This window comes from Williamsia sp. M5A3_1d, assembly GCF_053345315.1.
This window is the reverse complement of sequence record NZ_JBKEZX010000004.1, coordinates 161,865-187,902: the sequence shown is the minus strand read 5'-3', so window position 1 is coordinate 187,902 and position 26,038 is coordinate 161,865. Positions and strand designations below refer to the sequence as shown.

24 protein-coding genes are annotated in these 26,038 nt (G+C 69.6%); 4 read left to right on the top strand and 20 right to left on the bottom strand.

All coding sequences use genetic code 11. The features are described from left to right. Window positions 1-48: 48 nt before the first annotated feature. Genes ACLBW1_RS17770 through mqo form a run of 3 tightly spaced genes read right to left on the bottom strand, consistent with a single transcriptional unit; the run spans window position 49 to window position 4,170 of the window. Complete coding sequence (locus ACLBW1_RS17770) at window positions 49-2,127, bottom strand: VWA domain-containing protein (protein ID WP_447813139.1); 2,079 nt, start codon at window positions 2,125-2,127, stop codon at window positions 49-51. Next, a complete protein-coding gene (locus ACLBW1_RS17765) occupies window positions 2,124-2,594 on the bottom strand; it encodes a GNAT family N-acetyltransferase (protein WP_447813138.1) in 471 nt (156 codons plus the stop codon). The genes ACLBW1_RS17770 and ACLBW1_RS17765 overlap by 4 nt, the downstream gene beginning before the upstream one ends. Before the next feature lie 13 nt (window positions 2,595-2,607). Beyond that, window positions 2,608-4,170, bottom strand: coding sequence for a malate dehydrogenase (quinone) (mqo, locus tag ACLBW1_RS17760; RefSeq protein WP_447813137.1), 1,563 nt, complete (start codon window positions 4,168-4,170; stop codon window positions 2,608-2,610). A gap of 165 nt (window positions 4,171-4,335) precedes the next feature. Here mqo and ACLBW1_RS17755 point away from each other — a divergent pair, with 165 nt between their 5' ends. Together ACLBW1_RS17755 and mtr are read left to right on the top strand one after the other, a co-directional pair. After that, window positions 4,336-5,400, top strand: coding sequence for an alpha/beta hydrolase (locus ACLBW1_RS17755; protein ID WP_447813136.1), 1,065 nt, complete (start codon window positions 4,336-4,338; stop codon window positions 5,398-5,400). Between the two features lie 17 nt (window positions 5,401-5,417). Next, window positions 5,418-6,806 carry a mycothione reductase gene (mtr, locus tag ACLBW1_RS17750; RefSeq protein WP_447813135.1) on the top strand — a complete coding sequence of 463 codons (1,389 nt, stop codon included), beginning with the start codon at window positions 5,418-5,420 and terminating at the stop codon, window positions 6,804-6,806. A 12-nt stretch (window positions 6,807-6,818) separates the two neighbouring features. On the opposite strand, the gene ACLBW1_RS17745 is transcribed toward mtr, so the two are convergent. The 11 genes from ACLBW1_RS17745 to puuE all read right to left on the bottom strand — a co-directional run bounded on the left by ACLBW1_RS17745 (window position 6,819) and on the right by puuE (window position 19,379). After that, on the bottom strand, window positions 6,819-8,135 hold the full coding sequence (locus ACLBW1_RS17745) for a carboxylesterase family protein (RefSeq protein WP_447813134.1): 1,317 nt from the start codon (window positions 8,133-8,135) through the stop codon (window positions 6,819-6,821). Window positions 8,136-8,166: 31 nt separating this feature from the next. Next, the gene (locus tag ACLBW1_RS17740) at window positions 8,167-8,520 is read right to left on the bottom strand and encodes a PLD nuclease N-terminal domain-containing protein (RefSeq protein ID WP_447813133.1); all 354 of its coding nucleotides are present in this window, start codon (window positions 8,518-8,520) and stop codon (window positions 8,167-8,169) included. Between the two features lie 52 nt (window positions 8,521-8,572). After that, window positions 8,573-9,397 carry an alpha/beta fold hydrolase gene (locus ACLBW1_RS17735; RefSeq protein WP_447813132.1) on the bottom strand — a complete coding sequence of 275 codons (825 nt, stop codon included), beginning with the start codon at window positions 9,395-9,397 and terminating at the stop codon, window positions 8,573-8,575. After that, the gene (locus ACLBW1_RS17730) at window positions 9,397-10,977 is read right to left on the bottom strand and encodes a cobyric acid synthase (RefSeq protein ID WP_447813131.1); all 1,581 of its coding nucleotides are present in this window, start codon (window positions 10,975-10,977) and stop codon (window positions 9,397-9,399) included. The genes ACLBW1_RS17735 and ACLBW1_RS17730 overlap by 1 nt, the downstream gene beginning before the upstream one ends. 7 nt (window positions 10,978-10,984) lie before the next feature. After that, window positions 10,985-11,848: a type I methionyl aminopeptidase gene (map, locus tag ACLBW1_RS17725; protein WP_447813130.1), complete on the bottom strand. Its 864-nt coding sequence runs from the start codon at window positions 11,846-11,848 to the stop codon at window positions 10,985-10,987. 44 nt (window positions 11,849-11,892) lie between these two features. Continuing rightward, window positions 11,893-13,725 (bottom strand): penicillin-binding transpeptidase domain-containing protein, encoded by a 1,833-nt coding sequence (locus ACLBW1_RS17720; protein ID WP_447813129.1) that lies wholly within the window; start codon window positions 13,723-13,725, stop codon window positions 11,893-11,895. A gap of 106 nt (window positions 13,726-13,831) precedes the next feature. Beyond that, on the bottom strand, window positions 13,832-14,668 hold the full coding sequence (locus tag ACLBW1_RS17715; protein WP_447813128.1) for a GNAT family N-acetyltransferase: 837 nt from the start codon (window positions 14,666-14,668) through the stop codon (window positions 13,832-13,834). Between the two features lie 90 nt (window positions 14,669-14,758). Further along, on the bottom strand, window positions 14,759-15,946 hold the full coding sequence (ispG, locus tag ACLBW1_RS17710; protein ID WP_447813127.1) for a flavodoxin-dependent (E)-4-hydroxy-3-methylbut-2-enyl-diphosphate synthase: 1,188 nt from the start codon (window positions 15,944-15,946) through the stop codon (window positions 14,759-14,761). Window positions 15,947-15,958: 12 nt separating this feature from the next. After that, window positions 15,959-17,170 (bottom strand): M50 family metallopeptidase, encoded by a 1,212-nt coding sequence (locus tag ACLBW1_RS17705; protein ID WP_447813126.1) that lies wholly within the window; start codon window positions 17,168-17,170, stop codon window positions 15,959-15,961. 54 nt (window positions 17,171-17,224) lie between these two features. Beyond that, complete coding sequence (dxr, locus tag ACLBW1_RS17700) at window positions 17,225-18,412, bottom strand: 1-deoxy-D-xylulose-5-phosphate reductoisomerase (RefSeq protein ID WP_447813125.1); 1,188 nt, start codon at window positions 18,410-18,412, stop codon at window positions 17,225-17,227. 4 nt (window positions 18,413-18,416) lie between these two features. Next, complete coding sequence (gene puuE, locus ACLBW1_RS17695) at window positions 18,417-19,379, bottom strand: allantoinase PuuE (protein ID WP_447813124.1); 963 nt, start codon at window positions 19,377-19,379, stop codon at window positions 18,417-18,419. A 120-nt stretch (window positions 19,380-19,499) separates the two neighbouring features. Here puuE and ACLBW1_RS17690 point away from each other — a divergent pair, with 120 nt between their 5' ends. After that, window positions 19,500-19,793, top strand: coding sequence for a DUF2631 domain-containing protein (locus ACLBW1_RS17690; RefSeq protein WP_045822476.1), 294 nt, complete (start codon window positions 19,500-19,502; stop codon window positions 19,791-19,793). Between the two features lie 25 nt (window positions 19,794-19,818). Here the strand turns inward: ACLBW1_RS17690 and rlmN are convergent, their stop codons facing one another. Then, complete coding sequence (gene rlmN / locus ACLBW1_RS17685) at window positions 19,819-20,940, bottom strand: 23S rRNA (adenine(2503)-C(2))-methyltransferase RlmN (protein WP_447813123.1); 1,122 nt, start codon at window positions 20,938-20,940, stop codon at window positions 19,819-19,821. Window positions 20,941-21,037: 97 nt separating this feature from the next. Between rlmN and ACLBW1_RS17680 the strand changes: the two genes are divergently transcribed. Continuing rightward, window positions 21,038-21,406, top strand: coding sequence for a LapA family protein (locus tag ACLBW1_RS17680; protein ID WP_447813122.1), 369 nt, complete (start codon window positions 21,038-21,040; stop codon window positions 21,404-21,406). Between the two features lie 75 nt (window positions 21,407-21,481). Here the strand turns inward: ACLBW1_RS17680 and ACLBW1_RS17675 are convergent, their stop codons facing one another. The 5 genes from ACLBW1_RS17675 to rpsB all read right to left on the bottom strand — a co-directional run bounded on the left by ACLBW1_RS17675 (window position 21,482) and on the right by rpsB (window position 25,831). Next, window positions 21,482-22,375, bottom strand: coding sequence for a phosphatidate cytidylyltransferase (locus ACLBW1_RS17675; RefSeq protein ID WP_447813121.1), 894 nt, complete (start codon window positions 22,373-22,375; stop codon window positions 21,482-21,484). Between the two features lie 59 nt (window positions 22,376-22,434). After that, entirely contained in the window at window positions 22,435-22,992 is a 558-nt protein-coding gene (frr, locus tag ACLBW1_RS17670; RefSeq protein ID WP_447813120.1) for a ribosome recycling factor, read from the bottom strand. Window positions 22,993-23,056: 64 nt separating this feature from the next. Continuing rightward, complete coding sequence (gene pyrH / locus ACLBW1_RS17665) at window positions 23,057-23,794, bottom strand: UMP kinase (RefSeq protein WP_447813606.1); 738 nt, start codon at window positions 23,792-23,794, stop codon at window positions 23,057-23,059. A 166-nt stretch (window positions 23,795-23,960) separates the two neighbouring features. Beyond that, a complete protein-coding gene (tsf, locus tag ACLBW1_RS17660; protein WP_447813119.1) occupies window positions 23,961-24,785 on the bottom strand; it encodes a translation elongation factor Ts in 825 nt (274 codons plus the stop codon). Window positions 24,786-24,952: 167 nt separating this feature from the next. Further along, complete coding sequence (gene rpsB, locus ACLBW1_RS17655; protein WP_447813118.1) at window positions 24,953-25,831, bottom strand: 30S ribosomal protein S2; 879 nt, start codon at window positions 25,829-25,831, stop codon at window positions 24,953-24,955. Between the last annotated feature and the right edge of the window lie 207 nt (window positions 25,832-26,038).

Genomic DNA, 26,038 nt, shown 5'->3' with positions numbered 1-26,038 from the left:
GGTTCTCCTCTCACGGGTGGGCCGGGCTCGGGCGGTGACGTCTCGCGGTCAGGCGGCGCGGCGTACGGCACCGGCGACGGCGTCGGCGGTGACGTCGTCGACGGTGACATGGGTGGCGTCGAGGTGAACGGCAAGCGTACGCGCCAGGCCGAGTCGGACGATGCCCTGTTCGCAGTCGACGACCACCGAGTCGACGCCGCGACGGCGTAGTCGATCGGCTGCGGTCGCGGCGCGGCCGGTCGCGTCGGGGCCGCTGGTGGCCCGACCGTCGGTGAGCACCACCAACAGGGGGCGGCGACGCGGATCGGTGTGGCGGGCGCGGTCGATCAGCACGGCGGCCTCGGTGAGGCCCTCGGCGAGCGGGGTGCGGCCGCCGGTGCGCACGCCCGACAAGCCGCGCAGGGCGATGCTCACCGATCGGGTCGGCGGGACGACCACCTGCGCCGACGATCCGCGCAGGACCACGACGGCGACCCGGTCGCGTCGCTGGTAGGAGTCGCGCAGCAGCGCCGCGCAGGCTCCGCTGACCGCGTCGAGGCGTCGTCGCGCCGTCATCGATCCCGACAGGTCGACGGCGAACACGACGAGGTTGCCCTCACGCCCGACGCGCACCGCCCCCCGCAGATCGGCTGCGGTGATCGACAGACGTCCGTTCGTGGGGCGGTCGTCCCCGTGGTGGCGACCGGCCGCGGCGAGGACGGTCGCGGTGAGGTGCACACCGGAGTGCAGCGTCTCGGTGGAGGCGATGACCTGGCCGCGTCGGCTGCGTGCGGGTGAGCGTCGCCCGGGGTCGCCGTCACCGACACCGGCGACGCGCATCATGCGGGTGACCCCGGCCCGCAACGTTCCGCGGCGGTCGTCGACGGACAGGTCGGTCGGCGTCGGCGGACCGGACCCCGACGAGGCCGGGGACGGTTCCCGAGGGGCGGCCGACGGATCGGGCGCCTCGGCGGGTGGGCCGGACTGCTGGGTCGGCCCCCCGGGTGCGGGACCGTCGGCGGCCGGCTGCTGCCCTGCGGGCGGTGGTGACCCCCCGGGAGGCGGCGAGCCGGGTCCGGGGTCGGGATCGGGGTCCGGATCGGGATCGCCCTCGGGTGACCCCCCCGGATCGGTCGTCGGCTCGCGGTCGGCCTGTTCGGCGGCGGCGTCCATCGCCGAGTCGAGATCGTCGCGGCTCATGTCGGTGTCGTCGAAGGGGTCGCGCCGACGTCGGTGCGGCAGTGCCAGTTCCACCGCGACGCGGACGTCGGACTCGTCGACCTCGGAGGCACCGCGCCAGGCGGCGTGGGCGCGGGCGGTCCGGGCGACGACGATGTCGCCGCGCAGACCGTCGACGTCGAGGTGGGTGCAGACCGCGGCGATGCGCCGCATCTCCGCGACCGGCAGCGACACCGACTCGACCGCAGCGCGCGCGGCGGCGATGGCCGCGGCGGTCTCGACGTCTCGATCGGCCCACCGCGCCGCGAACCCGGCGGGGTCGGCGTCGTAGTCCATACGTCGGGTGATGACCTCGACACGCTCGTCCACGTCGCGGGGGGCGGTCACGGCGACGGTGAGCCCGAACCGGTCGAGCAGCTGTGGTCTCAGCTCGCCCTCCTCGGGGTTCATCGTCCCGACGAGCACGAACCGCGCGTCGTAGCTGTGGGACACCGAGTCGCGCTCGACGGTGACCCGCCCCATCGCGGCGGCGTCGAGCAACAGGTCAACGAGGTGGTCGGCGAGCAGATTGACCTCGTCGATGTAGAGCACGCCGCCGTCGGCGGACGAGAGCAGTCCGGGGGTGAACGCGGCGTCGCCGTCGCGCAGGATGCGCGCCACGTCGAGGGAGCCGACGACGCGGTCGTCGGTGGCTCCGATCGGCAGTTCCACGACCCGCCCGGCGGCACGTGTCGTCGGGTCGGCCGGGAGCAGCGGTGCCAGCGCACGGACGATGGTCGACTTGGCCGTGCCCTTCTCACCGCGGAGCAGCACGCCCCCGATCCCGGGCGAGATGGCACAGAGGATCAGGGCGAGTTTCAGCGACTCCTGACCGACCACGGCGCTGAACGGGAACGGCGCCCGGAGGGTGTCGGAGGCGGGTTCGGCGGTGCGGTGACGATCGGGATCCGGTTCGGATCGAGGGGTCACAACGGCTGCCAGGGCTCCCCGCCACCGCGGCGCATCGGCACGTGCGGGATCCCGTCGAGCAGGTATTCCTCGCCCTCCGGCGCGAAACCGTGCTTGGCGTACATGTCGACGAGGTAGGTCTGCGCGTGGATGCGGCACGCGTGTGAACCGACCTCGGCGAGTGCGGTGCGCAGCAGACGGGTGGTGTGTCCCTGCCCGCGGTGCGCCCGATCGGTGCAGAGGCGACCGATGCGGAACGATTTCCCGTCCTCGTGCTCCTCGAGCAGACGGAGGGTGCAGACGACCTCGCCGTCCTCCTCGAGCCACAGGTGGCGGGTGTCGGAGGCGAGGTCGAGCCCGTCGAGTTCGGGGTACGGGCACGACTGCTCCACCACGAACACGTCCACGCGTAGTTTCAGGATCTTGTAGAAGGTGGCGATGTCCAGGTCGAGAGCCCAGCTGCGATGCAGCGACGCGGTGGCGGTCATGTGGTCGTGACTATCACACCGACGTGGGGGCCGCCACGCGGCGGTCGGTGCCGGAGACGGGTTGTTCGGCCGGGGTGGACGACAGTTCGAGCACCCTCGACGTCCAGTCCCAGACCTCGCGGAACAGCGACGGCGTCGTGTTCAGCTTCTGGCCGAACGACGGGATCATGTCGGTCAGTGCGGGCTTCCAGCTCTCGAAGTGGCGGGGGAAGCACCGCTCGAGCACGTCGAGCATCGCGGGCACGGCGGTCGATGCGCCCGGCGAGGCACCGAGCAGTCCGGCCATGGTGCCGTCGGCGGAGTTGACCACCGCGGTGCCGAACTCGAGCGCCCCGTTCACCGGCCCCTTCTTGCGGATGACCTGCACACGCTGGCCTGCCGTGATCAGCTCCCAGTCGCCACCCACCGCGCGGGGGACGAACTCCTGCAGGGTCTTGACCCGATCGGCCGGACCGGCCGCGAGCTCGCTGATGAGGTACTTCAGGAGGCCGAACTCCTTCGGCGCGATGCTGGCGATCGGGAACGCGTTGAACGGCGTGATCGATTTCAGCAGGTCGAGATTCGACCCCTCCTTGAGGAACTTCGGCGACCATCCCGCGTAGGGCCCGAACAACAGACCCGGCTTGTGGTTGATCACGCGGGTGTCGAGGTGCGGCACCGACATCGGAGGTGCACCGACCGCGGCACGGCCGTAGACCTTCGCCTGGTGCTCGTCGATGAGTTCGGGGTTGGTGCAGCGGAAGAACGCGCCCGAGACGGGGAATCCGCCGAACTGCCGTGCCTCGGCGATACCCGACTTCTGCAGCAGGTGCAGGGCGCCGCCGCCGGCACCGACGAACACGAACCCGGCGTGGATCTTCTGCTTGCGCTTGGTGCGCAGGTTGACGACCTTGACGATCCAGCTGCCGTCGGACTGCTTGTCGAGATCGGTCACCGCGTGCCCGAAGTTGACCGAGCCGCCCTCGGCGACGGAGTTGAGGAGCTTCTGGGTCAGCGCGCCGAAGTCGACGTCGGTGCCGTTCTCGTACCAGTTGAGGGCGACGGGATCGGCGAAGTCACGCCCGTCCGACATCAACGGCAGCTTCTTGGCGAACAGCGCGTCGTCGTCGATGTACTCCATGTCGGCGAACAGCGTCTGGCTCGCGAGCGCGTCGTAGCGCTTGCGCAGGTAGTCGACGCCGTCCTCGCCGTGACAGAAGCTCACGTGCGGGATCGGGTTGATGAACTCCGAGGGGGTGTCGAGGATCCCCTTCTCGATCGCGTGGGCCCAGAACTGGCGCGACACCTGGAACTGCTCGTTGATCGTGATGGCCTTGGAGATGTCGACGCTGCCGTCGGCGGCCTGCGGGGTGTAGTTCAGCTCACACAGCGCCGAGTGTCCGGTGCCCGCGTTGTTCCACGGGTCACTGCTCTCCGCGGCGGCGGCGTCGAGACGCTCGAACACCGAGATCGACCAGTCGGGCTGCAGTTGCCGGATCAGGGCGCCGAGGGTGGCGCTCATGATCCCGGCGCCGATGAGCACGACATCGGTCTTGGTCGTACCTGGGTTGTCGTGTGTGTTCTTGTCGCCGGCCACGTCCTGCTCAACTCCCTTGTCGTCGACCGCTTCTACCGGTCGGCAGGTTGAATGGTTCCATTCTCCCCCATCAGGATGCCCCGGGAGGAGCCGGTGTGGGAAAAGCCACCGGTGGAAATCCGGTCGCGACGCCGGCTGGGTCGGGGCCGCCACTACAGTCGAGGCGTGGCGCAGACCTGGGAACCCGACGTGCTCGGACCGGAATTCGCGGCACTGACCATCGATCTCGGGCCCGATCCCGACGGGGAGGGCACCGTCACCGCGACACTCGTCCGTCACCTGCGGTCGGAGTCCGACACCGACACCACCGCCGTGCGGCCGTCGGTGCTCTACGTCCACGGCTTCACCGACTACTTCTTCCAGGCGCCGCTCGCCATGGCGTTCGCCGACGCCGGATACGACTTCTACGCCCTCGATCTCCGCAAGTGCGGTCGATCACGACAGCCCCGGCACACCCCGCACTTCATCTCCGATCTCGCGCTCTACGACGCCGAACTCGACGCGGCGCTCGACATCATCGACGCCGCGACCCCGGGCACACCGGTCGTCGTCGCCGCGCACTCCACCGGCGGGTTGATCACCGCCCTGTGGCTCGACCGGCTGCGCGCCACCGATCCGGGTCGTCACAGCCGCATCACCGGACAGGTGCTCAACAGTCCGTGGTTCGACCTGCAGGGTGCGCCGGCCCTGCGCAGCTGGGGAACCGTGCTCGTGCGTGCGGTCGCCCGGGTCGCGCCGTACCGCGTGCTGCCCAACCGACTGCCCGGCGGGTACGGCGAGAGCCTGCACGTCAGTGCCCACGGCGAGTGGGAGTACGACCTCGAGCTCAAGCCGCTCGGCGGTTTCCCCGTCACGTTCGGTTTCCTCGCGGCCGTGCGCCGCGGACACGCCGCGCTGCACCGGGGAATCGACACCGGCGTCCCGTCGTTGGTCCTACGGTCGGCGCGCTCGCTGCTCGGCGGTCCGTACCGCCCCGAGATCGACACCGCCGACACCGTTCTCGACACCGAGCAGATCGCGCGCTGGAGCGGATGCCTGGGCAACCGGGTGACCGCGGTGCCGATCGACGGTGCCCGTCACGACGTGTTCCTCTCCCGCGAGGAGCCGCGGGCGGTCGCCTACGCAGAATTGTCGAGGTGGTTGTCGGAGAACACCGCAACCCTCTCGGTCCGCCGTTCGATCGAACCACCACCCACGGAATCGTCGCGCGCCGCGCGTGACGTCTCGTGACCATCAGGAGCGTGCACATGACAGACGTCGACCTCGCCATCATCGGTTCCGGCAGCGGCAACTCGATCCCCGACGACCGCTTCGACGACTGGTCGATCGCCATCTTCGAGAAGGGGGTCTACGGGGGCACCTGCCTGAACGTGGGCTGCATCCCGACGAAGATGTACGTCTACGCCGGTGAGGTCGCCGAGACCATCCGCGAGTCCGCGCGCTACGGCATCGACAGCCACATCGACGACGTGCGATGGCGCGACATCGTCACCCGCGTGTTCGGCCGTATCGACCCGATCTCGCTGGGCGGCCAGCAGTACCGGGAGGACCGGTGCGACAACATCTCGGTGTTCCACTCCCACGTCCGCTTCGCCGGCACCACCGACGACGGCCGGTACCGCCTGCTGACCGATGCGGGCGACGAGGTGATCGCGCGCAAGGTCGTGATCGCGGCGGGGTCACGCTCGTTCATCCCCGAGGCGATCGCCACGGGCAGCGCCCCGTTCCACACCAACGAGGACGTGATGCGTCTCGCGTCGCTGCCGCGGCGCCTCGTGATCGTCGGCGGCGGATACATCAGCGCCGAGTTCGCCCACGTCTTCGCCTCCCTGGGCACCGAGGTCACCATCGTCGCCCGCGGCGACAAGCTGTTGCGCCATCTCGACGCCGACATCTCCGACCGCTTCACCGAGATCGCGAGCAAGCGGTTCGACGTGCGGTTCGAGACCTCGGTGACCGGTACGAAGATCGGCGACGAGGGTGCGGTGATCGTGGAGTTGTCCGACGGGTCGTCGGTCACCACCGACGCGCTGCTCGTCGCGACCGGCCGGACCCCCAACGGAGACGGTCTGCACCTCGACACGATCGGCGTCTCCCTCGACGACGCCGGGCGCGTGGAGTGCGACGAGTTCGGTCGCACCGCCGCGCAGAACGTGTGGACCCTCGGCGACGTCAGCTCGCCGTATCAGCTCAAGCATGTCGCCAACCACGAGGCGCGGGTGGTCCAGACGAACCTGTTGCGCGACTGGGATGCCGACGACCTCGAGGAGTTCGACCACCGGTTCGTGCCGGCGGCGGTGTTCACCCACCCGCAGATCGCCTCGGTCGGTCTGACCGAGGAGCAGGCCCGCGCCGATGGCCTCGACATCACCGTCAAGGTGCAGGACTACGGCGACGTCGCGTACGGCTGGGCTATGGAGGACACCACCGGCCTGTGCAAGATCATCGCCGAGCGCGGCACCGGCCGGATCCTCGGCGCGCACCTCATCGGCCCGCAGGCGCCGACGGTGATCCAGCCGGTCATCCAGGCCATGCATTTCGGGCTCGACGCCACCTCGATGGCCAAGGGCCAGTACTGGATCCATCCCGCCATGCCCGAGGTGCTCGAGAACGCGCTGCTCGGCCTCGACATCTGACGCCGACCCGGCTCACCCGAGGGTGACGTGGTCGGGTCCGTCTGGATCGATGCCGGCGCGGGCGAACTCGGCCCAGCGGCGGCGTATCCGCGGTCCCAGGTTGGCGAGCGCCGAGCCGGCGTCGGCACCCAGCATCGGTGCGTCCGACCACGCCTGCGGTGTCCCCAGCAGGAACGGGATCTCGATGCTGTGGCAGGACCCGACCGCGGAATCCTCGGCAGCCCAGGTGAACTCGTAGGTGACGGCGCGTCCGCCGGCGGCCCGGTGCGCGGCGGCGAACGCCGTCGCCGGGCCGGAGAACGCGCGTCGCGTCACGATCGCCGTGAGCACTCTGCGCAGGGTCAACCCGACGACCGGAAGGTGCGCGAGCCGGTGGAGTCGGGGGATGGCCTCGACGAACGGACTGCCGTCGTCGGAGGTCCATCCGATGAGGATCTCCACGTCGGGCGCGATCGCCCCACGACGACCGTCGACCTCGGCGAGCGGCGGGAGCGGGTGATCACCGTACCGGGGGCCGAACGCCATCCCCGAGGCGAACCCGAAATCGTTCGCGGCGGCCAGCGCGGCGGTGTGGGCGGCGAGGATGTCGTCGATCGCGAGGCCGCCGGGATCACCGCCGAGCGCCGCGCGGGCGGCGTCGCCCATCGCCGCCGACATGGCCGTCGAGTCGCCGCGCAGGGCCAGCGGCGCGCTCTGCAGCACCGCGCGATGGAACAGTCCCTGCGCGCCGTCGGCGACGAGCAGCGCGGCGATGGAGTCGGCGCCGGCGGAATGACCGAACACCGTGACCGCGCGGGGGTCTCCTCCGAAGGCGCCGATGGAATCGCGCACCCAGCGCAGCGCGGCGATCTGATCGCCCACACCGAGATTGGCGGGCGCGACACCGTCGATCCCGAGAAAGCCGAGTATCCCCAGGCGGTAGGTGACGGTGACCACGACGACGTCGTTCTCCCGGGCCAGCGCATCGGGGTCGTACTTCTCGCTCTCGCCGCCGCCGGAGACGTACGCGCCGCCGTGGAGCCACACCATCACCGGCCGTGGGCGACCGTCGGGTGTCGGCGCCGTCACCGACACGCGCAGGCAGTCCTCGTCGAGATCGAGTCCGGTGAGCATCGGGCCGGTCACCGACTCGATCCGCGACGGCAACTGCGGGCAGGCCGGTCCGCGGCGGGTCGCGTCGACGGTGTCGGTCCACGCCGGCACCGGCACACAGGGTTCGAATCGCCGCGCCTGTGCGTATCGGATACCGCGGGCGTGCACCAGCCCGCCGGTGTGCTCGGTGCGGATCGGTCCCGACGGGGTCTCGACGACGAGGGTGTCGAAGGTCATGCCGTCATCGTGGCATCTGCGACGCGGACTCTCAGGCGTCGGGACCGCCGTGGTCACGCGCGGCGCGGCGTTGCGCCTGTGCGCGTTCGCGGACGGCGCGGCGGAACTCCTCCGCGGCACGGGCCTCGTCGGCGGCCGACCGCGCCGGGGCCACGGTGGGCTTCCCGGTCTGCCCCGCCGGACGGCCGCGCTCGCCGTCCTCGGTGTCATCCTTCGAGGGGCGTCCCAATGCGAACCAGGCGATCGGACCGAGCAGCGGCAGCACCATCGCGCCGAGCACCCACACCATCTTGGGCAACCCGCGCACGGTGCGTCCGTCGGCGACGACTATGTCGACGGCGACCGCGATGATGATGACGGCGTAGATCAGGACGAGGTAGGGCATCCCCAGCACCTCCTGCGCGCGCGTCGAATCGGGTTCATGTGTAACGCGGGCGTCAGAAGGTGGCCGACCGCAGGGCGATCTCGCTGGCCAGGGCGGCCGGCGCGTTCTGCGGGATCCAGTGGTCGATGCCGGGTAGCTCGCAGAAGCGGTAGTCGGAGTACACCATCCGCCCGCTGCCCTCCGCCTGTCCCCGGCCGAGAGCGGTGTCGCCGTCGCTCCACACCACGGTGGTCGGGACCTCGATGGGCGGGCAGGCCAGGTTCGCCTTGATGTCACCGGTGAAGTTCGCCCGGTACCAGTTGATCGCCCCGGTCAGCCCGGAGCGCTCGAGCAGCGGCGCCACCGAGTCGTCGGGCACGATGCTGCGCAGGAACGCGGCGTCGTCGGCGAGGAGCCCGTCCTCGGCCGAGGGATCGATCAGCTTCGGTATGTAAGACGAGCGTTCGCGCTGCTCGTCATCGTCGGCCAGCGCACCCGAGATGGCGCCGGGGTGGCCGACGCTCACCGCGACGAGACCGGTGAGGCGACCGGGATGGCGCCCGGCGAGGTGCCACGCCACCAACGCCCCCCAGTCGTGTCCGACCACCAGCGCGTAGGAGATACCCAGGGCGTCGAGGATTCCGACGGCGTCGTCGACAAGGTGGGGCAGCCGGTACGCGTCGACGTCGGTCGGTCGCGCACCCGGGGAGTAGCCGCGCTGATCGGGCACCACCGTGCGCAGTCCGGAGTCGTGCAGACGGGGCACCACGTCGTCGAAACACCTTCCGCTGCTGGGGAAGCCGTGCAGCAGCAACACGACGGGGCCGGCGGCGGGGCCACCGACCCGGACGGTGAACTCGTGCTCACCGACGGTCACGATCTGCGTGTCGACGTTCATCACCTCGAGCCTACGTGGCGCCCCGCCGTCGCGGAGCCGCCCGCGGGCGCCAGCCCCAGTGTGACCGTCGGCAGGTCGCGCGGCACCCCCGCTGTGAGAAGCGAATCGATCGCCGCGAGGTCGACGTGGTCGGTGATCAGGTCGGCGATCCGGTCGATCTGCGCCATCCGGGCGGCGTCGACATCGGTGTCGGGGGCCACCACGAATCCGGGTTTGCCGACCCTGTCGGCGACCTCGCCGAGCAGTGCGCGCCGTACCACCCCGTTGGCCAGCAGTCCGTGCCAGTGGGTGCCCCACACCGCGCCCACCACGCTGCCCTCGGGCCCGTGTTCGTCGTCGACGATCCAGTGCTCGTGCGGTGTCGGGTGTGTGAGCCGACCGTGGTGGATCTCGTATCCGGTGATCGCCTCCTCCCCGCCGGAGGAGTCGAGGTGGCCGCGGACCTCGCGGACCAGCTTGCTCTCGGCGAACACGATGCCGATGTCGAGTAGCCCGAGTCCGTCGACGACGCCGCCCCCGGACTCGACCGTGTCGTCGATGCGTCGCGCGAGCATCTGGTAGCCGCCGCACACACCGACGATCGGGCGGCCGCGAGCGGCCCGCTCGGTCAGCGCGGTGTCGAGTCCGCGAGCGCGGAGCCAGGCGAGATCGGAGACGGTGGCGCGGGTACCGGGTAGCACCACCAGATCGGCTGCGGCCACCGAGGCCATGTCATCGACCCAGCGGACGTCGACGCCCGGTTCGCACGCGAGCGCCTCGAGGTCGGTCGAGTTCGACAGACGCGGGAGTCGGACGGCGGCAACGGTGAGGCGTTGGGTCCCCAGCGCGGGAGTCGACGGACCGATCGCCCGCCCGATCGGTGACGACAACGAGTCCTCGGCGTCGAGCCACATGTCGTCGGCCCACGGGATCACCCCGAGGGTCGGGCGACCGCACAGCTCCTCGAGCTGACGCAGTCCCGGGTCGAGGATCGACTGCGCGCCGCGGAACTTGTTGATCACGAAGCCGGCGACCCGCGACTGATCGTCCGGCGGGAGGGCGGCGACGCTGCCGAGCAGGTGTGCCAGCACTCCCCCGCGGTCGATGTCGCCGACGACGACCACCGGGATGTCAGCGGCCGCCGCGAGCCCCATGTTGGCGATGTCGGTGGCGCGCAGGTTGATCTCGGCGATCGACCCGGCACCCTCGCATACGACGACGTCGACATCGCGACGCAGCGAATCGAGTTCGGATGCGACGACGTCGGCGAGGGCCGCCCGGCGCGAGTGGTAGTCGGTCGCGGTGATCCACCCGTCGGCGACGCCGCGGACCACGACCTGGGACCGGCGGTCGCTGCCGGGTTTGAGCAGCACCGGGTTGAACCGTGTGGACGGGGCGAGTCCGCAGGCGAACGCCTGCATCCCCTGGGCGCGACCGATCTCACCACCGTCGGCGGTGACGACGGAGTTGTTCGACATGTTCTGCGCCTTGAACGGCGCGACCGAGAGGCCCCGGCGGTGCAGGACACGGCAGAGCCCCGCCACGAGGAGACTCTTGCCCGCATCGGAACTGGTGCCGCCGATCAGAAGTGCACCGCTCACCGGCGCACTACTCCGAGGGCAGGGTGAGGATCTCGGCGCCGCTGTCGGTGACGACCAGGGTGTGCTCGAACTGGGCGGTCCACTTCTTGTCGCGGGTGACCACCGTCCAGTCGTCGTCCCACATGTCCCACGCCAATCCGCCGAGGTTGATCATCGGCTCGATCGTGAACACCATCCCCGGTTCCATCACCGTGTCGACGTTCGGCTGGTCGTAGTGCAGGACGATGAGTCCGTTGTGGAAGGTCTCGCCGATCCCGTGGCCGGTGAAGTCGCGTACCACCGAATAGCCGAATCGGTTCGCGTAGGCCTCGATCACGCGCCCGACGACGTTGAGCTCACGTCCGGGCCGGACGGCCTTGATGGCCCGCATGGTGGCGGTGTGCGTGCGCTCGACGAGGTCGGCGTGTTCCTGACTGACGTCGCCGGCGAGGAAGGTCGCGTTGGTGTCGCCGTGCACGCCGTCGATGTAGGCGGTGACGTCGATGTTGACGATGTCGCCGTCGGAGATGACCGTCGAGTCGGGGATGCCGTGGCAGATCACCTCGTTCAGCGAGGTGCAGCAGGACTTCGGGAACCCGCGATAGCCGAGCGTGGAGGGGTAGGCGCCGTGATCGATCATGTACTCGTGGGCGATCCGGTCGAGCTGATCGGTGGTGACACCCGGCGCGACGGCCTTGCCGGCCTCGGCCAGTGCGTCGGCCGCGATCCGACCCGCGACACGCATCTTCTCGATGGTCTCCGGGGTCTGCACCCACGGCTCGTGGCCCTCGTTCACCGTGGCGCGCCACGCATACTCCGGTCGCGGGATCGACGGCGGCACCGGCAGGGTCGGTGAGACAACCCCGGGCTGCAGAGCAGTGCGTACGGACATGGCGACCATCGTATCGGGCCGGGGGGCGCGGTCGGGTCGCGCTGTCAGTCGAGGAAGTCGGGCGGCAGGGCGGTGAAGAAGTCACGGGTCACCGCGACGGCGTTGTCCGAACTCGCGCCCAGCACCACCAGGGTCGCGAAGGCGAGGTCGCCGCGGTACCCGGCGAACCATGCGTGCGAGCCGCCGGGGACCTCGGCCTCACCGGTCTTGCCGTAGACCTCGCCCTGGTCTTTGATGCGGTCGGCGGTGCCGTCGACGACCACCGCGCGCATCATCGGCCGCAGCTGCCGGATCACCGCGGGGCTGATGGTCGGGTGGGGACCCGACACCGTGGTCGCGCGGTCGAGGATGAGCTGCGGGACCGGGGTGGAGCCGTGGGCCACGGTCGCCGCGACCAGCGCCAGACCGAACGGGCTGGTGAGCACCTTGCCCTGACCGAACCCGTCCTCGGTGCGGGAGATCAGTTCCGGGGCGATCGGTACCGAGCCCGAGTCGACCGGGATGCCGGGCACGTCGTAGCGGGTACCGATCCCCATCGATGCCGCGGCGTTGGCCAGATCCGACGGCCCCATCTCGCTGGCCAGCTTGGCGAAGGTGGTGTTGCACGACTTGGCGAACGCCTGCAGCATCGACACGTCGCCGAGGGAGAAGTTGTCGTAGTTGGGGATGGTGCGCTCCCCGATCGTCACCGCGCCGGGACATCCCACGGTGGTCGTCGGCGTCGACAGGCCCGTGCCGATCGCCGCGGCGGAGGTGACCATCTTGAACGTCGACCCGGGCGGGTACTGACCGATCGTGGCGAGCGGCCCGTTGGCGTCAGCGAGCTTGTTCTGCGCGACGGCCAACAGACGTCCGGTCGACGGTTGGATCACCACCATCATCGTCTGGAACCGCGAGGCGGCGTCGACGGCTCGTTGCGCGGCCTGTTGGACGCTGCGCGACAGGCTGATCGACACCGACGGTGACGGCGCGGGGTCGACCTCGGCGAGGACGCCCGCGGTGGCGCCGTTGGCGTTGAGCGACAACACCCGCCATCCGGCCTTGCCGTCGAGGTCGCTGGCGACCTGCTTCTTGACCTGTCCGAGCAGATCGGGCGCGAAGCCCGGGTCGGTGGGCACGAGATCGGCGAGGTCGGTGCTGTTCACCCCCGGGATGGCGGCGAGGAGGTCGCTGACCTGGTCGAACTGGCCACGATCGAGGGTGGCGACGGAGTAGGTGCCGGTGGTGGCCGTCGCGCCCTCGGCGATCGCCTGCGCACTGACCGTCGGGACGAACCGGCCGATCACCGACGCCAACTGCGTGGCCGAGTCGGCGACCGATCCCGACGCCGCGGCGCTCGACGCGTCGATCCCGACCCGGTAGACCGTTCCCGGGACGAGCACCGACGACCCGTCGGACTCGTTCACCGAACCCACCGGGGCGGGGATCGTCTCCACCGACATCCGTTGTGTCGCCCCGAGATCGGGGTGGATGTCGGTGGAGTCCCACCGGACCTGCCAGCCGGAGTCGGCTCGGGCCATGGCGAGGGTGGCCGTGTACTTCCACGTCTGGGCGCGCGGGAGCGTCCAGGCGTAGGTGACGTCGACCGTGGCGGTGTCGCCGGAGACCTTGGTCCGCCCCGCGGTCGCCTTCATGGCCGACGCCTGCAATCCCGACCAGGCGGCCTCGATGTCGGTCGACGCCTGCTGCGGGGAGTCGGTGCGGGCCGCCGCCTGATCGGTGCGGTGCTCGCCGAACACGTCGAGGAACGACGCCGCGGCCGCGCGGGGCCCGTCGTCGGAATTCGAGCACGCCGTCCCGGCGGCCACGACGACCACGGCCACCGCACCCAGTCGTGCGGCGAGTCGGTGCGATCGAGTCCGGTGCGAAGTGGTCATCGGGACCGAGACTAGGTGTCACTCACGGCGAGATCGTGGTGCCACGCAGCGCATCCACCTGAGAATTCGCCCACGGATGGGGGCGGCCGAGGCGATCCCCCGGGGGTCAGTCGACCAGCACGGTCGCGAACGTGCCGACCTCGGCGAAACCGACCTTCGCGTAGGCGGCACGGGCCGCGGTGTTGAAACCGTTGACGTAGAGGCTCGACATGCGGCCCTCGGCGGCGATCGCGGAGACGACCGCGGCGGTCCCGGAGGCACCGAGTCCCTCCCCGCGGCGGTCGTGGGCAACCCACACGCCCTGGATCTGGCCGACGGTGGACGACATCGAGCCGATCTCGGCCTTGAACACCACCTCGCCGTTCTCGAAGCGGGCGAACGCGCGTCCGGCGCCGATGAGGGAGGCGATACGTCGCCGGTAGGACCGTCCCCCGTCGCCGGCGCGGGGGTCGACACCCACTTCGCCGTGGAACATCTCGATCGCTGCGGGCAGGTAGGCGTCGATCTCGCTGATCCGTACACGGCGGACCGCACGGTCGGGACCCACCGACGGCGGCCCCGACATCGCGAGCAGGGGTTGATCGGCCCGCACCTCGCGCGCGGGACCCCAGTGCGCCTTCGCGTGCTCCCAGAACGCGAGGACGTGATCTGCTCGCCCCACGATCGACGAGCACACACGCGGGTTGCGCGTGGCGCGGGCGGCGAACATCTCCATGTCGGCGGCGTCACCGAGCATCGGGATGAGGTTCGCGCCCGAGAAGCACAGCGACGTCGTCGGTTCGGTGGTGGTCCACAGCTCGCCGCCCAGCAGGCGCGGGGAGACGCCCTGTTCCTCCACGCGCGCGGCCACCATGCACATCGCGACCGGGTCGAGAGCCAGTGCGGCACCGACCGCCTCGGCGTCGCGCGCGCCGAGGGGCTTGTCGCCCAGCAGCTTCAACACGGTCGCTCCCGGCCCGGGCAGTCGTGAATCGACCGGTCGGACGACGGGTCGAGAGGTGGAGACGGTGCGCCTGTCGCAGGCGTCGGTGGGCTATCCGACGCTGACGACCGGCGATCCGGTGGTGGCCCCATCGCCAGTCTCCCCCGAATCGGCGGCAATGCGAAGAGCTTCTTCGATCAGAGTTTCCACGATCTGGGCTTCGGGCACGGTTTTGATGACCTCACCCTTGACGAAGATCTGTCCGCGACCGTTGCCCGAGGCCACGCCCAGGTCGGCCTCGCGGGCCTCGCCGGGACCGTTGACGACGCAGCCCATGACCGCGACGCGCAGCGGTATCTCCATGCCCTCGAGGCCGGCACTCACCTCGTCGGCGAGCTTGTAGACGTCGACCTGTGCGCGGCCGCACGACGGGCAGGACACGATTTCGAGTTTGCGCGGACGCAGGTTGAGCGATTGCAGGATCTGGTCGCCGACCTTGATCTCCTCGGCCGGCGGGGCCGAGAGCGACACGCGGATGGTGTCGCCGATGCCCTCGGACAGCAGGGCACCGAAGGCGACCGCGGACTTGATGGTGCCCTGGAACGCCGGGCCCGCCTCGGTGACGCCGAGGTGCAGTGGGTAGTCCGACTGTGCGGCGAGCTGACGGTAGGCCTCGACCATGATCACCGGGTCGTTGTGCTTCACCGAGATCTTGATGTCGCCGAACCCGTGCTCCTCGAACAGGCTCGCCTCCCACAGCGCCGATTCCACGAGCGCCTCGGGGGTCGCCTTGCCGTACTTCGCGAGCAGTCGCGGGTCGAGCGAACCGGCGTTGACGCCGATACGGATCGGGATGTTCGCATCCTTCGCCGCGAGGGCGACGTCCTTCACCCGGCCGTCGAATTCCTTGATGTTGCCGGGGTTCACGCGCACGGCGGCGCATCCGGCATCGATCGCGGCGAAGATGTAGCGCGGCTGGAAGTGGATGTCGGCGATGACCGGGATCTGACTCTTCTTCGCGATCACGGCGAGGGCGTCGGCGTCCTCCTGCCGGGGGCAGGCCACGCGCACGATGTCGCAGCCCGATGCGGTCAGCTCGGCGATCTGCTGCAGGGTGGAGTTGATGTCGTGGGTCTTGGTGGTACACATCGACTGCACCGAGATCGGGTGGTCGCTGCCGACACCGACCGTGCCGACCTGGATCTGGCGGGTCTTCCGGCGCGGGGCCAAGACCGGCGGGGGTGCCGCGGGCATACCGAGTCCGATGGACATCGGACCGGAGGTGGGATCGCTGGGCATGAGAGTGCCTTCCTAGAAGACCTTGATGGGATTGATGATGTCGGCCGACAGCGTGAGGACCATGTAACAGCCCATCACCGCGAGTACCGCGTACGTCGCCGGCATCAGCTTGAGGTAGTCGACGGGGCCCTTGGCGACCTTGCCGAGTCGTCGACGAAGTGCGTTGCGCCCCTTCTCGTACCCGATGAGGGCCATGTGACCGCCGTCGAGCGGGAGGAGCGGCACCAGGTTGAACAGGCCGAGGAAGAAGTTGATGCTGGCGAGCAGGAAGATGAAGAAGCTCCACGATCCGCGCTCGGCGGCCTGCCCTCCGATGACCGAGGCCCCGTAGACGCTGACCGGGGTGTCGGCGGCGCGTTCGCCGCCGGTCACCGACGTCCACAGCGCGCCGACCTTCTGCGGCAGCGACAGCAGGGCATCCCAGGTACGTGCGATGAGCTGGCCGGTGAACACCACGGCGCCGGGGACCGCGGTCAGTGCCGAGTACTCCTTGATGCCGTTGTCGGACAACGCCACACCGATCGCGCCGACGGTGGCGGTCGAGGTGGTGCCGTCGCCGCTGCGGACCTGCCGCTGTACCTGTGACACCGGGACGGTGAGTGTCTGCTCGCGTCCGTCGCGTTCGATGGTGAGGACGACCGAACCGGTGGCCTTCTGGATGGTCGACACCAGGCCGCTCGAGTTGTCGAATCGGTCGCCGTTCACCATGATCACACGATCACCGGTGCGCAGACCTGCGGCCTGGGCCGGGCTGCCACCCGAGCACGGTGTGAGGTCGCCGTTGGGTTGCACCGACGGGGCCACACACGCCATCGACCCCACCGACACCTCGGTCTTGCCGTTGAGCACCGGTAGTCCCGCGGTCACCGCGAGGATGACGATGAGCACGAAACCGAGGATGAAGTTCTGCATCGGCCCGGCGATCATGACCACGAGCCGTTTCCACGCCTTCTGCCGGTACATCGCGCGGTGTTCGAAGCGCGGGTCGATCTCGTCGTAGGTCGTCATCCCGGCGATGTCGCAGAAGCCGCCCAGCGGGAGCGCCTTGATCCCGTACTCGGTCTCGCCGCGCCGGACCGACCACAGGGTGGGTCCGAAGCCGACGAAGTAGCGGCGCACCAGCATGCCGGTGCGCTGTGCGGCCCACATGTGTCCGCACTCGTGCCAGGCGATCGACAGCAGCAGACCCGCCGCGAACAGCAGCACACCCAGGATGAAACCCACCGCGCTCGTGACCTCCAGTTGTCGTTGTGGCGCCGTCGCCGGGAGTCCCGGCGGTCACCGCGCGTGGCGTGTGACCAGTTCGTGCGCGCGTCGACGCGCCCAGTCGTCGGCCGCGAGGACCTCCTCCACGGTACCCGGGGTCGCGGTCCACTCGTCGGCGTGCGCGAGCACGTCACCGATGACGCCCACGATCCGCGGGAACGCGATGGCGCCCGCGAAGAACCCGTCGGCCGCCGCCTCGTTGGCCGCGTTGAACACCGCCGTCAGCGAGCCGCCGCGGGTACCGGCCGATCGGGCCAGGTCGATGGCCGGGAACACCTCGGAGTCGACGGGTTCGAAGGTCCACGACGACGCCGTCGAGAAATCGCAGGCGGTCGATGCGCCGGGTACCCGTCGCGGCCACCCCAGCGCCAGCGCGATCGGCAGTTTCATCGACGGCGGCGAGGCCTTGGCGACCGTCGCCCCGTCGACGAAGGTCACCATCGAGTGCACGATCGACTGCGGGTGGACGGTGACATCGATGCGGTCGTAGGGCACCCCGAACAGCAGGTGCGCCTCGACGACCTCGAGGGCCTTGTTGACCAGGGTCGCCGAGTTCAGCGTGATCATCGGACCCATCGACCACGTCGGGTGTCTGCCCGCCTGCTCGGGTGTCACCGACTCCAGCTGCTGCGCGGTGAACCCGCGGAAGGGCCCGCCGGACGCGGTCAGCACCAGGCGGTCCACCTCGGCCGCCGTACCCGCCCGCAGGCATTGCGCGATGGCCGAGTGCTCGGAGTCGACGGGGACGATCTGATCGGGCGCGGCCGCGGCGAGGACCAGCGCGCCTCCCGCGACCAGCGACTCCTTGTTCGCCAGGGCGAGCGATGCGCCCGTCGCCAGCGCCGCGAGGGTGGGCCGCAGACCCAGGGACCCGACGACGGCGTTGAGCACGACATCGGCGGACACCGACTCGACGAGGTCGCACATCGCGTCGGGTCCCGAGCGGACCGACGGCCAGCCCATCCGATCGGCCAGCGAGCGTGCGGCCGCGGCGTCGGCCACCGCGACCGCCTCGGCGCCCAGTCGCAGCGTCCGGATCTGCTCGGCGAGGAGATCGATGTTCGACCCGCCCGCACCGACGCCGACGACCGCGAACAGGTCGGGATTCGCGGCGATCACCTCGAGGGCCTGTACACCGATCGAGCCGGTGGAGCCGAGGATCAGGACTCGCCTGACGGTGGGGGCGTCGCTGGGGGTCACCGGCTCATTGTGGTGGGCGGTGATGGGCGTGCCAATGCCGGGCCACGTCGACCCGTCGTGCGATCCACACGCGGTCGTGGGACTGCACGTGGTCGAGGAATCGCTCGAGGGCCGCGATCCGGGCCGGACGGCCGACGATCCGGCAGTGCAGACCGACCGAGAGCATCGCGGGTGCGCCCGCGGTCCCCTCGGCGTAGAGCACGTCGAACGCGTCGCGCAGATGCACGAAGAAGTCCTCGCCGGTCGAGAAACCCGATGACGACGAGAAGCGCATGTCGTTGGTGTCTAGGGTGTACGGCACCACCAGGTGGTGGCCCGCCGCCTCGCCCTCCCCCTCCGAGGCGGGGACCGGCACCCAGTACGGCAGGTCGTCGGCATAGCTGTCGGAGTCGTAGAGGAAACCGCCGTGGGAGATGACCAACGATCGGGTGTTCGGGGAGTCGCGGCCGGTGTACCAGCCGACGGGGGCCTGTCCTGTGATCTCGGTGAGCAGGTCGACCGCCTGCGCCATGTGCGCGCGCTCGACCTCGGGTGCGGTCTCCTGGTAGTTCAGCCACCGCAGCCCGTGTGCGGCGATCTCGTGTCCGCGTTCGACGAATGCTGCGGCGACCTCGGTGTTGCGGGCCATCGCCTGCGCGACGGCGAACACCGTGAGCGGCAGCTCGCGGCGATCGAAGGTGCGCAACACGCGCCACACCCCGGCGCGCGAGCCGTACTCGTAGAGCGACTCCATGCTCATGTGCCGGTCGGGGTACGCCGCCGGCGCAGCCATCTCGGAGAGGAACGTCTCGCTGGCCGGATCGCCGTCGAGGACGTTGTTCTCCGAACCCTCCTCGTAGTTCAGGACGAACTGCACGGCGATGGCCGCGTCGTCCGGCCACCGCGGATGGGGACGGTGTTCCCCGTACCCGACGAGGTCGCGTGGCAGGTTCTCGGACCGGTATCTCGACAGCGACACGCCCGTCATCCTCCCATCGTCGATGCGCCGGTGCACCGAGGCGGGTGCCGACGATATGCTGTGCCTACTACGCGCCATCGTTGACCGCGGCCGACCGTCGCGACACAGGTCACGAGAAGGAGAATCAAAGTGGCAAGCAGCGAGGTCGAGCACGCCGACACCCACTCCCACGAGGTCGAGGTCGTCGATACCGGTTGGGCCCACGAGCCGCCGGACGCCCCCTCGGCCCGCTTCGGGTGGCACGGCGAGAGCCTGCCCGCGATGCGCATCGCCGGCTGGATCAGCGGCATCGCACTGCTGGCCATGATCATCGGCAACCACCAAGGGCACGTCGAGGACCTCTACCTCATCGGCTTCACCGCGGCGCTGTGGTTCGTGTTGCTGCGCGACGTGTACCTGCGTCGCGGCAAGTGGCGTAACTGAGCGTTCCCGGACTCGCTGCCGGTCGTCAGCCCTCGGCCGCCAGCTGACCGCAGGCGGCGGCGATCTCCTGTCCGCGGGTGTCGCGCACGGTGCACGCCACTCCCCCGGCCACGACCCGGCGTACGAACTCCCGCTCCACCGGCTTCGGCGCGGCATCCCATTCGCTGCCGGGCGTCGGGTTCAGCGGGATGACGTTGACGTGCACCAGTTGGCCCAGATGCTTGCGTAGTCGTTTCGCCAGCAGATCGGCACGCCACGGCTGATCGTTGACGTCCTTGATGAGGGCGTACTCGATCGAGACCCGGCGACCGGAGGTGTCGGCGTAATACCGTGCGGCCGATAGGACCTCGTCGACCGACCACCGGTTGTTCACCGGCACGAGCGTGTCTCGCAGTTCGTCGTCGGGGGTGTGCAGCGACACCGCGAGACGTACCTGCCACCCCTCGTCGGCCAGCCGCCGGATCGCCGGGGCCAGACCGACCGTCGAGACGGTCACCGAGCGCTGCGAGATGCCGAGGCCGTCGGGGGCCGGGGAGATGATGCGCGACACGGCATCACGGACCCGGTTGTAGTTCGCGAGTGGTTCGCCCATGCCCATGAACACCACGTTCGACAGTCGGCGGGCGTCCTTGCGACCGCCCGAGAGTTCCCCGTCGGCGACCGCACGTGCCGCCGCGCGGACCTGGTCGACGATCTCGGCGGTCGACAGGTTGCGGTCGAGTCCGCCCTGGCCCGTCGCGCAGAACGGGCACGCCATCCCGCACCCCGCCTGCGACGAGACGCACACCGTGGTGCGATCGGAGTAGCCCATCAGCACCGACTCCAGCATCGTGCCGTCGTGCAGGCGCCACAGGGTCTTCCGCGTGGTGCCGTCGTCGCACGAGATGTGTCGGATCGGGGTCATCAGCGTCGGGAACAACGCCTGTCCCACAGAGGCCCGGACCGCGGCGGGGAGGTCGGTCATCGCCTCCGGATCGGCCTCGAGGCGTCCGTAGTACTGGCGGGCGAGTTGGTCGGCTCGAAAGCCCGGGAGACCGAGCTTCGTGACCGCGTCGGCGCGCTGGTCACGATCGAGATCCGCCAGATGGGTGGGCGGACGCCCTCGCTTGGGGGCGTCGAAGACCAACGGGAGGTCGAGACCGGGCATGGGTCAACGCTCTCGCAGTTCGGGATGGAAATCCAATCCGCGGCGTGTGCCCCGAGACCTGTCGCGGCGCGGGCGTCGGACAGGGGATGATGTGCCCATGACATACAACGAGCCGACCCCGGCCGACCCCACCCCGTCCTCCACGGATCTGCCCGCCGCCGATGCGTCCTCGGGTCCCGATTCCGCCGACAAGCAGGCCGCGGTGAAGCAGGCCCTCAGCGACGTCCAGCACACCCGCACGAAGTCGGCGTGGGTGGGCCTCATCGTCGGCGCCATCGTGCTCATCCTGCTCCTGGTGTTCATCGTGCAGAACCTCGACAGCCAGTCGATCCAGCTGTTCTTCTGGGAGGTCAACCTCCCGCAGGGCGTGAGCCTGCTGATCGCGGCCATCGCCGGCGCGCTCATCACCGCGGTCGTCGGCGGTGCGCGCATGTTCCAGGTGCGTCGCGCGGTCCGCAAGGTCTGATCGCCCGTCGCCGCGCGTCACGTCCGTCGGGCGCGACGCGCGGCGATCGGTGTGTGGCGTGTGGTGCGATCCGGGTCAGAGCAGGGCGCCGAGGATGGCCCACACGACGAACGCCGACGGCAGGATCGAGTCGAGTCGGTCCATGATCCCGCCGTGGCCGGGGAGCAGGGTCCCCATGTCCTTGATGCCGAGATCACGCTTGACCTGTGACTCCACGAGGTCGCCGAGGGTGGCGCACACCACCAGGACCGGTCCGAGGACGAGGCCGATCCACCAGTGGGCGCCGACGAGGTAGGTGACGACGACCACCGCCCCCACCGTGCCGAAGACGAGCGAACCCGCCATGCCCTCCCACGATTTCTTCGGCGAGATGGCGGGCACCATCGGGTGCTTGCCGAAGAGGACGCCGGCTGTGTAGCCGCCCACGTCGGAGCACACGACCACGATCATGAGCGTCAACACGCGCGCCCAGCCGTGGCTCTGCAGCACCATCGCGACGGCGAACGACGCCAGCAGCGGCAGCCACGCGAGGATCAACACCGTCACGGCGAGGTCGCGGAGATAGTTGACCGGTGCAGTGGTCCGCCCCTGCGACAACAGTTTCCAGATCATCGCCACGAGAACGGTCGCCACGAACGACACCAGCGCACCGGTCGCGCCGAAGGGCCACGCGGTCCACATGATCGCCTGGCCGCCGCCGATGAGCGGGATGATCCCCACGTCGTACCCGCCGGCGCGGACCCGCTTGGCCACCTCCCACGTGGCGATCGCGATGGACACCGCCACCACGGGGATCCACACCAGTGGGGCGAAGACCAGGATGAGGATGACGCCGACGCCGAGACCTCCGCCGACGGCGAAGGCCGCGGGCAGGTCGCGCCCGGCCCGGGATTTCTTCTCCGGTTCCCCGGCCGCGGACGGGTCCGGGTGGGACGGGTCGGGCGCGGCCGTCGGCCTCGTTTCGCTCACACCCTGTCCTTCGCTGTCGTCCCCGTCGCCCCGCACCGCTGTCCGCCGTCCGGCGCCCCTCACACCTCGAGCAGTTCGCCCTCTTTGCGCGTCACCAGGTCGTCGACCTGGGCGACGTAGCCCGCCGTGGTCTTGTCGAGGTCCTTCTCGGCGCGGTTGACCTCGTCCTCGCCCGCCTCGCCGTCCTTCTGGATGCGCTTGAGTTCGTCGGCGGCCTTGCGGCGGACGTTGCGGATGGAGATCTTCGCATCCTCACCCTTGGACTTGACCTGCTTCACCAGTTCGCGACGACGCTCCTCGGTCAGCTGCGGGATCGCCACGCGGATGATGTTGCCGTCGTTGGTGGGGTTCACGCCGAGGTCGGAGTTGCGGATGGCGGTCTCGATCGCGTTCAGCGACGACGCCTCGTAGGGCTTGATGATGATCATCCGCGCCTCGGGGGCGGTGATCGAGGAGACCTGCGTGATCGGGGTCATCGCGCCGTAGTAGTCGATGACGATGCGGTTGAACATCGACGGATTCGCACGACCGGTCCGGATCGACCCCATGTCGTCCTTGGCCACGGAGACAGCTTTCTCCATCTTCTCCTCGGCATCGAAGAGTGCTTCGTCGATCACGGTTTCGCCTCCGTTGTGTGCTCGCTGCGGGTCGCGCGATTCCTGCTGCTGTGACTGGTGGTGATCACGTGGTGACCAGGGTTCCGATCTTCTCACCCGCCACCGCACGCGCGATGTTCCCCTCGCGCAACAGGTTGAACACGAGCATCGGCATCTTGTTGTCCATACACAGGCTGAACGCGGTGGAGTCGGCGACGGCGAGGCCCTTCTCGATGACCTCGCGGTGGGTGATCTCGCTGTAGAGCGTCGCGTCGGGGTTCGTGCGCGGGTCGTCGGAATAGACACCGTCGACGGCCTTGGCCATCAGGACGACCTCGGCCTTGATCTCGAGTGCGCGCTGTGCGGCGGTGGTGTCGGTGGAGAAGTACGGCATGCCCATGCCGGCGCCGAAGATCACCACCCGCCCCTTCTCGAGATGGCGCTGGGCCCGCAACGGGATGTACGGCTCGGCCACCTGACCCATGGTGATCGCGGTCTGCACCCGGGTGACCACACCTGACTTCTCGAGGAAGTCCTGCAGCGCAAGGCTGTTCATGACGGTGCCGAGCATGCCCATGTAATCCGAGCGACTGCGCTCGAGTCCGCGCTGCTGGAGTTCGGCACCACGGAAGAAGTTGCCTCCGCCGATCACGACCGCCACCTGCACGCCGCTGCGGACGACCTCGGAGATCTGGGCGGCGACGGTGGAGACCACGTCGGGGTCGAGCCCCACCTTGCCGCCGCCGAACATCTCGCCGCCGAGTTTGAGGACCACGCGACGGAAACCGGGACGTGTCGCCCCGTCGATGGCTCCCCCGTCGATCTCGGTCACATCATGCCTTCCGTTCGGCGCTCATCGGACCGGCGATCCGGACCACCGAGGTGGCGTCGGAGGGGACCGGTTGTCGACAGTGATCCTATGCGTACACGACAGGCCCCGGTGAGCGCGGTGCTCACCGGGGCCTGTCGTGGATCGTGGTCGGGTCGGCTCAGGCCTGTCCGACCTCGAAGCGCGAGAACGCGGTCACGGTGACGCCGGCCTCGTCGAGGACGGCCTTGACCGTCTTCTTCGAATCCTGCACCGACGACTGGTCGATCAGGACGACGTCCTTGTAGAAGCCGTTGACGCGACCCTCGACGATCTTGGGCAGCGCCTGCTCGGGCTTGCCCTCCTCGCGCGCGGTCTTCTCGGCGATGGACCGCTCGTTCTCCACGATGTCGGCGGGGACCTCGTCGCGGGTGGCGTAGCGGGCCTTGAGTGCGGCGACCTGCATGGCGGCACCGCGTGCGGCCTCGGCCGCCTCGGCGCCGTCACCGGTGTACTGCACGAGGACACCGACGGCAGGCGGGAGATCCGACGCACGCTTGTGGAGGTAGCTCGCGACGGGGCCGTCGTAGGAGACGACGCGTCGCAGTTCGAGCTTCTCGCCGATCTTCGCCGACAGCGCGGCGACGGCCTCGGTGACGGTCTGGTCGCCGAGCTTCGCGGCTCCGAGCGACTCCAGATCGGTCGCCTTCTGCTCGGCGGCCGCGGTGACGATCGCGTCGGCGAGCTTCTGGAACTCGTCGTTCTTCGCCACGAAGTCGGTCTCGCAGTTGATCTCGATCATGACGCCGTCGCGGGTGGCGACGAGGCCCTCGGCAGTGGACCGCTCGGCGCGCTTGCCGACGTCCTTCGCGCCCTTGATGCGGAGCTGTTCGACAGCCTTGTCGAAGTCGCCGTCGTTGTCGGCGAGGGCGTTCTTGCAGTCCAGCATTCCCGAGCCCGTGAGCTCGCGGAGCCGCTTGACGTCGGCAGCGGTGTAGTTCGCCATGTGCGGCGAGCCTCCTTCATCGGTGTCGCGACGCCCACGCTCGGGGCGCGTCGTCGCGTCGTGGGGTGTCGGCGCCGTGTGACGTCGACGGTGTTCAGACGCGATTCGGGCGCCGAGCCTGATGGCCCGACGCCCTCGTCGTCGCTCGAGCCCGAGGGCTCGATCGGTCAGGCCTGTGCGGGCGCCTCGTCGGCGGCCGCGGGCGCGGCCTCGGCGGTGGCGGCCGGGGCGGTCGCCTCGGCGGCCGGCGCCTCGGTGCCTGCGGCGGGGGTCGTCGCCTGCGTGAGTAGCTCCTGCTCCCACTCGGCGAGCGGCTCGCCCGCTCCGGCCTCGGGCTTGGCGTCGCCGGCGTTCTGTCCGGCACGTGCCTGGACACCCTCGGCGACCGCAGCCGCGACCACGCGGGTCAGCAGCGCCGCGCTGCGGATGGCGTCGTCGTTGCCCGGGATCGGGTAGTCGACCAGGTCCGGGTCGCAGTTGGTGTCGAGGATCGCGATGACCGGGATGTTGAGCTTGCGGGCCTCGCCGACGGCGATGTGCTCCTTGTTGGTGTCCACGATCCACACGGCCGAGGGCACGCGGGCCATGTCGCGGATACCGCCGAGGGTGCGGTCGAGCTTGGTCATCTCACGCGTGAGCATGAGGATTTCCTTCTTGGTGCGACCCTCGAAACCGCCGGTCTGCTCCATCGTCTCGAGCTCCTTGAGACGCAGGAGACGCTTGTGGACGGTCGAGAAGTTGGTGAGCATGCCACCGAGCCAGCGCTGGTTCACGTACGGCATCCCGACGCGGGTGGCCTCGGCGGCGATCGACTCCTGGGCCTGCTTCTTGGTGCCGACGAACAGGACGGTGCCGCCGTGGGCGACGGTCTCCTTGACGAACTCGTAGGCCTTGTCGATGTAGGTCAGCGTCTGCTGCAGATCGATGATGTAGATGCCGTTGCGATCGGTGAAGATGAATCGCTTCATCTTGGGATTCCAACGACGGGTCTGATGCCCGAAATGAGCGCCGCTGTCGAGCAGCTGCTTCATGGTCACTACAGCCATGTGGGTGTTCTTCTTCCGTGTGCAGTTGGTCGTCGGGAGCGTTGTGCGCCCGACCCTGACGCCTGGGTCCGATCAGAACCGTGCGGATCACCGAGATCCGCCGGACCGCCTGATCGGAGGTGTTCCGGGCGCGAGCCCCGCATGTGCGAGGTGCCACCCGGGTGGTGCAGGCGTGCGAAGTCACCTCACCCGCGAGGGCGAAGTGCG